Here is a 12,572-nt window from a genome sequence, read left to right on the forward strand (position 1 = left end):
TTTCCCACCTCCTAAGTAGGTTGTTCAAGATGATTTTTGGTGCACTAGTACATCCAAACCTCATTACGGAAACGCAGTATATGCGATTTGCAAGGGACTAGACTCTCTTTACTACTACTGCGGTTCCCATTCCGCCGCCAATACACAGTGAAGCAAGACCAAACTCGAGATTTCTCTTTTCCATTTCATACAGGAGAGTAACTATTATTCTGTTTCCTGATGCGCCTATCGGGTGGCCAAGAGCAATCGCACCTCCATTGACATTAGTTCTCTCAAGAAGCCATTCCTTTGAAACCCCGTAGATCTCCATGAGACCCTTCAGTACTGACAGAGACTGAGAAGCAAATGCCTCATTAAGCTCTATCAACTCCATATCCTTTATGTTCATTGAAGCCTTCTTGAGTGCCTTCTCGACCGCTGGAACAGGACCAAAACCCATATAGGCGGGGTCAACGCCGGCCTGGGCGTAAGCGACTATTTCTGCTATTGGCTTCAATCCGTATTTTTTCACTGCATCTTCGCTCGCAAGGACTGTTGCACTGGCACCGTCATTTATTCCAGAAGAATTCCCGGCGGTTACTGAACCATCTTTCTTGAAGGCCGGCCTGAGTTTGCCAAGGATTTCCATGCTAGTATCTCTTGGGTGTTCATCGGTATCGAAAACGACGTCTCCCTTTTTTCCCCTTATCACAACCGGGACGATTTCATCTTTGAACCTTCCTGTCGCAATCGCTTCCTTGGCTCTCTTCTGGCTTTGAAGTGCAAATTCGTCCTGCTCGAGCCTGCTTATACCGTATTTCTCGGCCAGATTTTCAGCAGTTACTCCCATGTGGTAGTCATTGAAAACGTCCGTAAGGCCATCTCGTATCATATGATCGACTATAGTACCGCTGCCCATTCTATATCCGAACCTTGCTTTGTCTAGCATGTATGGGGCAATAGACATATTCTCCATACCGCCGGTAAGTACTAGGTCAGCTTCACCTGTGAGAATATCTTGCGCCCCTATCATTGTGGATTTCATTCCTGAACCACAAAGCATATTTACTGAGTATCCGGGGCTCTCAATTGGAACACCTGCACCAATCGATACCTGCCTTCCCGGTCCCATACCCTGGTTTGCAGTTAGAATACAGCCCATTATCGTCTCTTGAATCTTCTTAGGATCGACCTTCGACTGCTCTATTGCGGCTTTTGAAGCAGTAACTCCAAGATCCACGGCCGGTACCTCCTTTAAAGTTCCTCCAAAAGTACCGATTGCAGTCCTTTTTGCACCAACAATGAAGACCTTTTTCATCAAGAAACCTCCTATATTAATCCAATGTCGCGAGCTTGTTTTCTTAGCTCTGATCTGAAGTCCGGATGAGAAATATTCAGCAAGGCCTCTACTCTCTGGAATACGTTGAGACCTTTAAGCCTGGCAATCCCAAACTCGGTTACAACATAATCAGTATCCTGTCTTGGAACGGTAACGGGTGAGCCAAGCGGAAGAAGAGGGACGATTGTAGAAACGGCGCCTTTCTTTGCTGTCGATCTAAGTGCGATGATTCCCTTTCCATTCTTAGCCATGGAGGCACCTCTATGAGTGTCTAGTTGTCCTCCGGTACCGCTATAGTGCCGAGTTCCAATTGCTTCGGAACATACCTGCCCCGTGAGATCGACAGAGATTGCCGTATTTATAGAGACCATGTTTTCGTTCTGCGAGACAACGTACGGATCGTTGACATAGCTGCCTCTGAGCAGAAGCACACCAGGGTTGTCCTCAATGAAAGAATACATTTCCTTTGTGCCGAGTGCAAAAGTCGCAATAAACTTTCCGGGCCAAAGACTCTTCTTCCTATTTGTTATGGCTCCCTTTTCGAACAAGTGAATCATCGACTCAGTAAACATTTCGGTGTGAATTCCTAAGTCGTGCTTATCCTCCATAAGTCTTGCGACGGCGTTCGGAATCCCTCCGATTCCAATCTGCAAAGTTGCTCCATCTACAACAAGCGAAGAAATATGTCCTGCGATTCTCATTTCAATCTCCGAGGGTTCAGTGTCCGGCAGTTCAGGAATGTCAAAAGAGTTTTCTATCACATAATCGACCTCACTTATGTGAACGTGAGTGTCTCCATGAGTCTTCGGCGCTTTCTCATTTACTTCCAGAATTACCATCTTTGCGTTCTCTACCATATCTCTTTCATATACCGTGGACAATGAAACGGTCATGTATCCATTTCTGTCCATCGGTGAGGCAACACCCCAGAATATATCGGGTTTGTTTGCCACAATACGCTCAATACCTGCAACATGAAGATTGTTCGGGATGTATGTCACTGTCCTAAGGCCGCTGCTGACTGCCTTCCTGGCGCCCACCGAATGGAACCAAGACTCGTTCAGAAATCTGCCTTCATATTCTTTATTAACGAAGAACGGATACTCTCCAATATTCAAACAAGTCGCAACGGCCACATTCTCTACGTCCTCAACTCTGTGGAGGTTCTTTAGAAGACCCTGAGCTTCCATTGCCGCCATGCTTGTCACAATCTTTGTTCCAGACTTAATGTTTCTCAGACCTTCATCAATCGATATCTTCTTCTTTCTGTATTCATCATTCCAGTTCAACTAAAAGCACCTCCATAACCTTTTGCCATAAGAGAAGCCAGTTCCAGCAAATACTCGTTCCATTTTTCGTAGTCTTTCTTCAATTTGAAAAGAAGATCAAGCCCCATGAAGTGTCCAATGCCCATCAGAAAGACGCCGAGATCACGCGAGTCTATCGATCTAATCTCATCCTTCAATCTAGCCTCTTCAAGAGCTCTTATGTAAGAAGTTAATAGCCTTTCATAGTAGAAACGTCCAGTCTCAGGTTGTACAAACTCCGACTCACGAACTATGTTATATAGCTCTTTGTGAACATCCATGAAGAGCAAAAACGCCTTAAAGGACCTAATCTCTTTGTTTAACCTGCCTTCAACACCGGAGACCGCATCTCTCATTGTTCTTCTCAGATTTCTGTTTGCCTGATAAACAAGCTCTTGAAGTAACTTCCCCTTGCTTTCAAAATGAAGATAGAACGTACCCTGTCCGTAGCCCGCCTTACTTGTGATATCATATATCGATGTACCGAAATATCCCTTCTCCCCCATTAGTTTCTCTGCCGCCAAAAGGATGACCTCTTTAGCCTTTCCCTCACCGTTTGCTCTTACTCTATCTAGAGTGAATTCCAGAGACCTTCGATCCAACTCATCAGACTTAACAAAACCATTGAGGGCGAAGTCGACGAGAGATCGCACAGTCGAATCTGGCACCCTTGTATCGTTGTATATGATCCAGTAAATGGCGGCAAACCTGGAGCTTCCAATAAGAAACCACAGTTCAGGCATTGAAAGTGGAGACCTATCGTTTATCACAGTTGAGAGAAGAGCGTCCTTGTAGGTTTTGTCAACGGAGTTTTCCACTTCAGGAAACCTGTATTCAGCCTCATGAAAGGCAATGAACTTTCTCCGCGATTGCCAAAGAATATCAAAGACCTTTCTGTAAAGGTTATACAGCTTCTCCTCTATAGTGTTTCCCATGACCGAAGCAGAGGCGGACTCGAACCTGGTCTTGATATCCTGGACGATTTCTTTGAATACCTGTTCCTTACCAGTGTAATGTCTATAGAATGCTCCATTTGACAGTCCGCAGGTTCTGCATATGTTCGCAACAGAGGTCATCTCGAAACCAAGGCGACTGAACAGCTCTTCAGCCGCCTCTTTAATCTGTAGTCTTGTTCTCTCGCTTCGAGAGACCTTCAAATTACGAGACCCCCGTCAACGCCAATTACCTGACCGGTCAAATAACTCGACTCATCGGAAATCAAGAAGAAGTAGACATTCGCAATTTCCTCAGGGAGTCCAATTCTTTTAAGAGGAATCTTCTCTTCAAGTGCTACCAGTATCTTCTCAGGCATTTTCTCAGTCATAGGCGTCTTTATGAAACCCGGCGCCACAGCGTTTACCCTTATCTTCGCGCCCTTTCTTGTCAACTCTTTAGCCCATGTCTTAGTCATTGCAATAACTCCTCCCTTTGAAGCGGAGTAGTTAGACTGTCCGATATTTCCGTATACGCCGACAATCGATGAAGTATTGACAATCGAACCATAACCCTGATCTATCATCACTGGAGCAACCGCCTGCGTCATGTTGAAAACACCTTTCAAATTGACGTTGATAACCAGGTCCCAATCTTCTTCGGACATTCTCTGAATCAGAGCGTCTCTAGTCACTCCAGCATTATTGATAAGCCCATCGACTCGGCCGAATTCGCTTTTGATTTCACCTATAAGTTCAGTTATTGCGGGCCTATCCGTCACGTTGAGTCTCTTCGGAATTACCTTGCCCGGAAGCTCGGAAAATTCCTTCTTCAGATTATCCAAACCTTCGACGTCCATATCGCAGGCATAGACAATCGCTCCTTCACGGGCAAACTTTTCGACTGCCGCTTTACCCAGTCCACTCGCGCCACCAGTTATGATGACGACTTTACCTTCCAATCTCACCTTTTCGCCTCCTAATTCTTGCCCCATTTTACTGTCGTCGCTGCCCAGACGAAGCCCAATCCGGCACCAACCATTACAACCACGTCACCATCTTTAATCTTTCCCTCCCTCAAACCTAATTCTATCGAGAGAATCTGATCATTCTGCCCAAGATGGCCGTAGTAATCAAGGTAAGTACTCTGATTTTCCTTCAGCCCGAGCTCTTCAAGAACTGCAAAATGAGCCGATCTTTTGAAATGCAAAATAGCTAAATAATCGATATCGCTTTCGGAGAAGCCGCTCTTTCTGAGTGACTCTCTAATCACCCAGTAGAAATTAGGCATTGTAGTCTCTCCGAGGCGTTTCTTGAACTCTGCAGTATCTCCCTGGACGGAGAAATGATAGTTCTGCGTATCTTCGGGGGTCATAGGCCACTTCTTTGTCCCCCCGACCGGGACAACACATAACTCTGAAAATGATCCGTCACCCTTAAAGGCCGAAGATAGGACGACGTTTTCATTATGGCCTTTCTTAAGAACTACAGCGGCCCCGCTGGCTCCTACATCAAGCATGAACGATGTTGATGGTTCAGAAAGATCCATAAGATCAACATTTCTATAGCCGCTTACTAGCAGAACCGTATTGACATCGTCTCTAGCAATCATGAGACTCTTTGCCACGTCAATGCCGGCCATCATAGATCCACACATGGCTTCCATATCGAAAGACCAGGCGTTTACAGCACCGATTTCGTCAGCAACCTTCAGTCCGGCCAGCCAGCAAGGGTAATCTTTATGCTGAGCACCGTTCCAGATTAACAGATCAATGTCTTTGGGATCTATCCCGGCATTCTCAATAGCTTTCCGTGCCGCTTTTATTCCCAAATTACTTGTGGTTTCACCGGGACCTGGAACGAGTCTTCTCTTCACTCCAAATTTCAGTTCGATTACCTCTTGCGGAATACCCGTTGAATCGGCAATTTCCTCTGGAGTCATGAAGGTCTCAGGTATGTATGTCCCGATTCCCGCTATTCCAATTATTGGAACTGAACTCACCAAGATCACCCCTTATAGCTTGCGTGTCATGATTCATCTCTCACATATGAAAGATGAATCATCTCTCACTTTCACAATACACTAAACCGATCCGGTTGCTAAACTCAATTAAAGTAGTTTATTGATGATTATCGACGAAAGAAGATGAATAACTACCAAATTGTCCTTTTTTCTAACAATTCTTAAGTATGAACCCGATGATTGCTGTCATGAATTCTCCTGGTTTTTCGAGGAAAGCTCCGTGACCGGCATCTTTTATGACAAGGAATTCCGAATTTCTGACTCTTTCATGAATTGCTTTCATCTCTTCTATCGGTGTAATGATGTCTCGATCGGCACCAAGTAGCAGAGTCGGGCACTGAATCTTGTCAAGTTCTTCCAAAACATTGAAATCGGGATTTGAAGAAATAAGCCTTATGAACCCTTCAAACCATTCTCCGTTGAGTGTCGATTTGAACATCTTCTGTCTTTCTTTTAGCCACTGCAGATTACGATTGTAGAAGAAATCTGAATAGATGAAGGGTATTGCCAGCTTGAAGAACCGCTCTCCATCTTTAAGTTCTGCAGCTTCTTTCCACGCTTCGCCAAGTTCTGCAAGGTATGGAGAAATTCGGGCGGGAGTATTGGCGAGTACTAGAGAATTTACTCTCTCCGGTCTCTTTATTGCTAACATTTCTGCCACCTGGCCTCCATAGGAGAGACCAACTACGTTTGCGCTAGAAATCTCAAGCGCATCGATCAGGTCGGTTAGGTCGTCAACGTGCATGGAGATGTGATACTGTGAATCCTTTCTTTCAGATCGGCCCTGATCTCTGAAATCCATCAGAATCAATCTGAAGTGCCTTGAAAAGTGGGGAACAAATCCTGCCCACGAGGGGACCGACATCATAATTCCGTTGAGAATAACAACAGGTGGGTTAGATTGATCTCCGTGTACTTCGTAATAGATTTGAGTTCCGTCGCTAGTTCTGAGCAGTGCCATAAATTCACCTCCATCCTTATTATTGCATCGATTTCACTGATTAGTCAAAACCAATCTTTGATGATAGACTTTAAAGTGAATGACACCCCTGGACCGATAGATCATCGAACTTGTCTCACGAAAGGATGAATGATTTGTCAAAATTTCTGGAAGATATGCTTGAGCAATCAGAAGCAGTAAGAACCATTATTTCCACATCTGACGTCGTCTTTGAGAAAGCGAAGTCTCTAAACTTTGAAAGAGTCCTGTTCACAGGCATGGGAGCTTCTCTTCATGCTTCAGAGGTAGCGGCTTCATTTCTAAGATACTCTGGCATCGACGCAGAAAGCTTCGAGATGTCGGAGATCATAACTTACTCATCCCAAGAACTGCTAAAAAGATACTCTACAATCTTTCTCATCAGTCAGTCAGGAGAAAGCGCAGAACTAATCCGATTCATCGAAGAAAACAAAGCGCTTCTGCCTTCTATGACACTTGTAACCAACAACGAAAAGAGCAGCGCGGCAAAGGCTTTCCCTGATGAAAGAGTATTTCCGCTTTTCGCGGGCAGTGAGAGATCTATGGGTGCAACAAAGACCTTCGTGAATAGCATTGTCTTAACTCTGATGATTTCAGCCTTCAAAACCGCAAGAAGATTGAACTTTTCTGATCTGCCCACAAGAATGGACGAAGCTTTGTCACATGATTTATCGTGGCTTGCAGCTATGTTATCTGAGAAAAGGGAGAGGATTCTCGTTGCCAGAGGTTTTGGCATAGGTGTTGGAAAAATGGCGAGGCTAATGTTTGCTGAAGTTGCCAAGCTAAGTCTCATATTCTATTCGGGAGCCTCTTTCAGACACGGTCCCGTCGACTTGCTTGCTGACAAGCCCGTTGTAATCACCATGAATCCCAAGGGAGAGACTTACGACCTAATGCAGGAACTCCACAATGACATTTACGACAAATGCGATTTGATTACCCTGACGAATTCGAGAGAGGGGAATGTGAAATCAATATACGTTTCCGATGGCCTGGAAGAAGTCCTTGCTTTCATTCCCATGATGAATCTTCTTCAGAAAACCGCGGAGGAAATCGCTAGAAATAGGGGATTCGATCCCGGCTCAGGTGTATTCGGAACAAAGGTGACCACCAAAGAATAATCAAAATGCTTTGAAAGCAAAAACAACTTGTTTGGAAGTGGCCTTGAAGATTTACGACCTTACTGGAGCTTGGGACTGCTCAAGGGAAAAAACTTATACCGGTTCTTCCGTTTAGTTGGTACCTGTAGGGTTCTATCTACGAACTGCAGCTGCCCTTATATCTGACGCCTATAATAACCTGCATGGCTTCAACCAAAATCCTCACAAAAAGGTTGTGCTTATCAAGCCCACCAACGGATGAATCTGAACAACTTCAATTTCGTTCGCACCTGAATGCTGGAAAACTTCTTTCATAAATGAAATGCTCGCCGGGTGATCTAATTCGTTGTCGTCGAAATAAACTTCGTCCCACGCATCCCTGTGCTTTCCAGGATCGTCGAACCACATAATATCACCAACAACGATCCTACCGGGCCTCTTTAAAATCTGCGTAAGCTTCGAAATCGCTTCCATCTTCATCGGATCTGTAAGATGGTGAAGAGAGTAGATGGCTACAACCTTGTTTATGTTCATTCTTGATAGGTTCACTTCTTCGCACGGGTTCTCGAAGGAACCCCTAAAGAATTCGACGTTCTCAACACCCGCGCTGGCAATATTTGATCTTGCATCTTCTAACATCCTTCTGCTAATGTCAATACCTATCACCTTTCTGCAGTAAGGACTGGCGGCCACGGCCCACCTTCCTCTGCCGGTTCCGATATCAAGTAATGTATCTCCGGGGTCAAGATCAAGATAATCAAGTGCGAGCGCACCAACCATTGCGATGATATCACCTTTGAACGGATCAATATCTGCAATCGGAGAGGCCTCGGGAAGATTGTCAAATTCTTGCTCAAGTTTTCCACGATCGTAATGCTGCTTCAAATGACTCACCTCGTAACTCTACCTTATCATCTAGATTATACTCCAGGCAACAGTGCGACATGACTGAAATCCGAATCAGTCAGCAGATCTGAATCTCTTGGCCTTCTCTGAAGCTCTTGTAAGCAGCATCAACGACTTTGAGAGCCTCAAGTCCATCTTCTCCTCTTGTGAAAGGATCCTTCCCTGACCTAAGAACCTCAACAAAATCCTCAATCAAAAGGCAATCAAAGTTGTCACCATAAGCTTCCCATCGACTACCCTTTTCGTTGGAATAGACCTCGATCTTTGAGTTGAAGACATCCAGGAAGAGCGTTCCCTCAGTTCCGACTATGTGAAGAGTTACGTCTCCCCAGTAAGGATGGGCCTTCGGTCTCGACCAACTGCAGTCAAGTGTCATGTACTGGCCAGTCGAGAGCCTGAACATCTCCAGTCCGCAGTCTTCGACCGGTATGTCATATATGAGGGTACCGCAAGTTGCGTACACCTGTGTGAATTCGCAGTCAAGAAGCCATCTCACTATATCCACCACGTGCACGGTGTGGTCCATAACGGCACCGCCACCGCCCAGCACCGGGTCTATGAACCAGCCGCCCGGCATTCTCCCGTGGTTTGTTCCCACCAGACTCACCACTTCGCCCAGCAGACCGCCCGCGATGATCTCTCTGGCCTTTCTCACGGAGGCACTGTACCTGACCGGGAAGGCTATTTGAAGCTTCACATTGTTCTCGCGGCAAATCTTAATCATCGCCTCCGCGTCTTCTACGGTCGTCGCGATAGGCTTTTCGCAGAGAATGTGTTTTCCGGCTCCGGCAGCGATCTCGACGAACTCCCTGTGGGTAGAGTTCTCGCTCGTTACTATCACACCGTCGCTCCGAGCGACGAGTTCTTCTGGCTTTTCACAGGGCTTTATGCCCAGGTCTTCGCAGGCTTTGTTCATCCTAGATCTGTCCTCATCGTAAAGCCCCGCTATCTCGATATCATTCATTCTCTTCAAGGCTCTCACATAGCTGTAACCGTGCATATGTGCAATACCTAGGATTGCGATTTTCGCCATCTCAAAACACCTCCGAAAGCTCGACCGGTCTGTGCAGTTTTGCAGACACGTTGGCCGCCAGCGCGACTCTCAACGATTCTATGGCCTCTTGCCCGTTAACGGGGACTTCCCTGTCTTTCTCTACTGAGAGTATGAAAGACTTCAATTCTTCGGTGTACGGATCAAAATAAGCCGGATTCTCCTGCAAGTATCTCGGCTTTCCATCGATCGAAGTTTGCAGACGAAGCGTCGTCTCTCTCTCGTAGCTGTTGGTTATCATTCCCTTAGTGCCGACAAATTCGTAGAACGTTCCAAAATTGACTGGCATCCCGGCCGGTTCGGCCCAGCTGCCTTCGATATGTGCTAAGGCGCCGGATTCGAACCTCAGAATCGCCATACCATGATCGAAAGAGTTTTTCTTCCTCTCCGAGCTCAGCGTTACGGACCTCGCTTCGATGGTCTTCACGGGGCCCAGCAGTTTTCTGAGAAAGTCGAAATCGTGTATGGAGAGATCTACGAAGACGCCGCCGCTCTTTGCAATATCGGCGAACCAGTTGTCTATACCGTGAGAGGGAAAGGAACCTCCCCTGTAAAGTCTTGCCATTACAATTTCACCCACATCTCCGGCGGCAGCTAGTTCCTTCACTCTTATATACTGCGGAAAGAAGCGTACGACGTGGCCCACCATGAATTTTCTGCCGCTCTTTTTGGCCGCCCTGTCCATTGCCCTTGCGTCTTCAAGAGTTAGCGCCACGGGCTTTTCGCAGAAGACGTGCTTGCCGGCCCTGAGCGCCCTGACGGCAAGTTCCCTGTGAGTGAATGTCGGCGTGCAGATATCCACAATGTCTACGCTGCTGTTTTCCAGAATCTCCTCAAAGCTGGCGACGGTTGCTCCGTATTTTTCGGAGATCGCTTTCGCCCTGCTTTCGATTGGATCGACTATCCAGAGGGGATTTCTTTTATCTATGGCCCTGTAGGCCCTCGCGTGGACGTTTCCCATCATCCCCGCTCCAAGTATCGCTATCGAGTGCATCTCGCTCCTCCTTTTCTCTCTTCCGGTTTGAAAATGTCGGCTTCGTTCAATCCGATGCAATTCAACACTCTGGTTATGAACTCTCTCTTCAAAAGCTGTTACGGACCGTGCGAATCGGTCCCGTAAGAGAACCGCACGCCCCTGCATCGGAGGAGATCGATCACCTCAAGCCTGGGCGATGCGGACATTTCGTGAATCTCCACGGCCACGCCGCTCTTTACGAGGGCCGGAGCTATAGAGGCGTACCAGTCGAGGGTGAGATACTTCGCGGCGTAGTAACGCTCGATCTCGCGCCTTTCATCGAAGGTATCGCTGTTCGCTCCAAGAGGCGTCAGGGGAAGGTATCCCTCGACATGGCCGAGAATCTGAAAGCCTCTTTTTTCTATTCCGCACTCTATGTAAGTCCTGTACTCTCTCCAGCAGTCGGATTCGCTTTTGTGCCTCCCGTTTACCCTGTGCACGCTGGCGATCAAGAAATCGAAGGGCGGTACCTTCGCCGGAAGCATCAAGCCGTCGGGCCTTAGCCCCGTTTCGCCGCCCAGAAGAACCTCTATGCCAGACTTTCTCGCTTTCTCTTTGAACCGGTTGAACAGATCCATATAATGGGCCTCCGACACGGCCACCGAATGGGGCAAACCGGTTTCGAAGTGATCGGTTATCCCGCATTTCGACAGACCGGCATTACGGAGCGCAGTCAGAACCTCCTCGAAGGACATCGAACCGTCGGAAAAGACCGTATGAATGTGAAAATCGAAATCAACGCTGATCATCACAGCTCCAGATGTTTTCACCATCGAATTTCCTTTTGCTTTCTATAGAGAGAATCTTCAATGTCATCGGCACGATATCAGCCAGCTTTGCCGCAGGTAATCTGCAGCGTTTCAACATGGTACCCTAGAAAGCGATCACGGTTCCCTCCTCGCCCTCGGTTCCATGATAGCCGAATCCTCCCGTTTTCGGTCGCAAATATAGCCTTGAGTCTTTATCCAAGAGCTCTGAATTCACCAAATGAGGCGACGATGTTCGATAGGGTTGCCTTTCTGTTTGCAAATTCCACGGTCTCGTCTTCTTCGGCATACTCCATCACATTACGGGCCCACGTTTTCCTTATGTTTGCCCTTTCTTCTTCACCTGCACCTGCCATCCATTGGCAATTGCGTTTGTCGTCAGGATTCCTTTGAATTGATCACCATCGTATAAAGGGATCTGAGAATATGATCTCTCAGCAATAATCTTGAGCGCCTTTTCCAGGCTGTCATTTGTGTCTATCTTCGCTACTTTCTCGTATCCAAATACAGAAGTAATCCTTGGCGGATCATTGAGCATACGAGCGATCCGCTCTATGTCTTGAACTACTTCGTCGTGTGGCTCTGCGATAGGTCCGGTATCGGCTGTTACTGTCTGGACTATCACGTTGCGTAACTCTGCATATTCCAGAAGAATGTCGAGAAAGCTCCTGAGAACCTTGTCACTCTTCGACAAACCTCTCAAGGATCTGGAGTATCCATCGATCCGATAATCTTCGTTGAATCTGCTAAAATACCCTTCTGTCGTTGCAAAGGCACGCAAGAATCCCACTGAATTCTCCATGGTCAATCCGCCTGACTTAAGAACACTTGTGCTGAGAAAAAATGAACTACGGTGAGAAACAGAAATGGACTCTCACTTGTGTCTTCATCTTAGTTAAAGTATAACAAAACGGTGGTTTGGGAGAAAACGGGTTTCAGCTAATAGTCCGTGATTAGAGTAGATTGGTGGGTTTCTCTATCGAAGAAGATTAGATTGTTTTAATATGAGCAGATCTGTTCGTAATTTTAGCCTATTCCTGATTATCAAGAAGTCTCTTTCTTCTGGGGTTGTTCAGCTCTTACAATTATGCATCCAATAATTCAAAGAGCAGCCGGGGGAAGGGCTGCTCTTTGATGTAACTAAGCTACACTGCTTTTCTTTTGACCTTGGTCG

General features: G+C 46.6%; 12 protein-coding genes. 1 reads left to right on the forward strand and 11 read right to left on the reverse strand.

The features are described 5' to 3' along the window. Positions 1 to 97 precede the first annotated feature (97 nt). From V513_RS01445 to V513_RS01470, 6 genes are all read right to left on the reverse strand, one after another. Positions 98 to 1,297: an acetyl-CoA C-acetyltransferase gene (locus V513_RS01445; RefSeq protein ID WP_099771376.1), complete on the reverse strand. Its 1,200-nt coding sequence runs from the start codon at positions 1,295 to 1,297 to the stop codon at positions 98 to 100. 11 nt (positions 1,298 to 1,308) lie between these two features. Continuing rightward, positions 1,309 to 2,607, reverse strand: coding sequence for an acetyl-CoA hydrolase/transferase family protein (locus tag V513_RS01450; RefSeq protein WP_099771377.1), 1,299 nt, complete (start codon positions 2,605 to 2,607; stop codon positions 1,309 to 1,311). Beyond that, positions 2,604 to 3,782, reverse strand: coding sequence for a TetR/AcrR family transcriptional regulator (locus V513_RS01455; RefSeq protein ID WP_099771378.1), 1,179 nt, complete (start codon positions 3,780 to 3,782; stop codon positions 2,604 to 2,606). The genes V513_RS01450 and V513_RS01455 overlap by 4 nt, the downstream gene beginning before the upstream one ends. After that, positions 3,779 to 4,525, reverse strand: a complete 747-nt coding sequence (locus tag V513_RS01460) for a beta-ketoacyl-ACP reductase (protein ID WP_099771379.1) — start codon at positions 4,523 to 4,525, stop codon at positions 3,779 to 3,781. The genes V513_RS01455 and V513_RS01460 overlap by 4 nt, the downstream gene beginning before the upstream one ends. Positions 4,526 to 4,536: 11 nt before the next feature. Further along, complete coding sequence (locus V513_RS01465) at positions 4,537 to 5,559, reverse strand: 3-oxoacyl-ACP synthase (protein ID WP_006486850.1); 1,023 nt, start codon at positions 5,557 to 5,559, stop codon at positions 4,537 to 4,539. 172 nt (positions 5,560 to 5,731) lie between these two features. Then, the gene (locus V513_RS01470; RefSeq protein ID WP_099771380.1) at positions 5,732 to 6,541 is read right to left on the reverse strand and encodes an alpha/beta fold hydrolase; all 810 of its coding nucleotides are present in this window, start codon (positions 6,539 to 6,541) and stop codon (positions 5,732 to 5,734) included. Positions 6,542 to 6,666: 125 nt separating this feature from the next. On the opposite strand from V513_RS01470, the gene V513_RS01475 reads away from it, so the two are divergent. Next, the gene (locus V513_RS01475) at positions 6,667 to 7,680 is read left to right on the forward strand and encodes an SIS domain-containing protein (RefSeq protein WP_099771475.1); all 1,014 of its coding nucleotides are present in this window, start codon (positions 6,667 to 6,669) and stop codon (positions 7,678 to 7,680) included. Between the two features lie 201 nt (positions 7,681 to 7,881). Here the strand turns inward: V513_RS01475 and V513_RS01480 are convergent, their stop codons facing one another. From V513_RS01480 to V513_RS01500, 5 genes are all read right to left on the reverse strand, one after another. Next, a complete protein-coding gene (locus V513_RS01480; RefSeq protein ID WP_257211864.1) occupies positions 7,882 to 8,553 on the reverse strand; it encodes a class I SAM-dependent methyltransferase in 672 nt (223 codons plus the stop codon). Positions 8,554 to 8,623: 70 nt separating this feature from the next. Next, on the reverse strand, positions 8,624 to 9,598 hold the full coding sequence (locus tag V513_RS01485; RefSeq protein ID WP_099771382.1) for a Gfo/Idh/MocA family protein: 975 nt from the start codon (positions 9,596 to 9,598) through the stop codon (positions 8,624 to 8,626). A 1-nt stretch (position 9,599) separates the two neighbouring features. Next, the gene (locus V513_RS01490) at positions 9,600 to 10,610 is read right to left on the reverse strand and encodes a Gfo/Idh/MocA family protein (RefSeq protein WP_099771383.1); all 1,011 of its coding nucleotides are present in this window, start codon (positions 10,608 to 10,610) and stop codon (positions 9,600 to 9,602) included. Between the two features lie 98 nt (positions 10,611 to 10,708). After that, positions 10,709 to 11,404 (reverse strand): PHP domain-containing protein, encoded by a 696-nt coding sequence (locus tag V513_RS01495; RefSeq protein ID WP_099771384.1) that lies wholly within the window; start codon positions 11,402 to 11,404, stop codon positions 10,709 to 10,711. Positions 11,405 to 11,717: 313 nt separating this feature from the next. Next, on the reverse strand, positions 11,718 to 12,200 hold the full coding sequence (locus V513_RS01500; protein WP_099771385.1) for a CBS domain-containing protein: 483 nt from the start codon (positions 12,198 to 12,200) through the stop codon (positions 11,718 to 11,720). Between the last annotated feature and the right edge of the window lie 372 nt (positions 12,201 to 12,572).

Source organism: Mesotoga sp. H07.pep.5.3 (assembly GCF_002752615.1).
Taxonomy (GTDB): Bacteria; Thermotogota; Thermotogae; order Petrotogales; family Kosmotogaceae; genus Mesotoga; species Mesotoga prima.

Coding starts and splice junctions, on each gene's coding strand:
- V513_RS01445 (WP_099771376.1), bottom strand. CDS start 1,297: ATGAAAAAGGTCTTCATTGTTGGTGCAAAAAGGACTGCAATCGGTACT.
- V513_RS01470 (WP_099771380.1), bottom strand. CDS start 6,541: ATGGCACTGCTCAGAACTAGCGACGGAACTCAAATCTATTACGAAGTA.
- V513_RS01475 (WP_099771475.1), top strand. CDS start 6,667: ATGAATGATTTGTCAAAATTTCTGGAAGATATGCTTGAGCAATCAGAA.
- V513_RS01485 (WP_099771382.1), bottom strand. CDS start 9,598: ATGGCGAAAATCGCAATCCTAGGTATTGCACATATGCACGGTTACAGC.
- V513_RS01490 (WP_099771383.1), bottom strand. CDS start 10,610: ATGCACTCGATAGCGATACTTGGAGCGGGGATGATGGGAAACGTCCAC.
- V513_RS01495 (WP_099771384.1), bottom strand. CDS start 11,404: ATGGTGAAAACATCTGGAGCTGTGATGATCAGCGTTGATTTCGATTTT.
- V513_RS01500 (WP_099771385.1), bottom strand. CDS start 12,200: ATGGAGAATTCAGTGGGATTCTTGCGTGCCTTTGCAACGACAGAAGGG.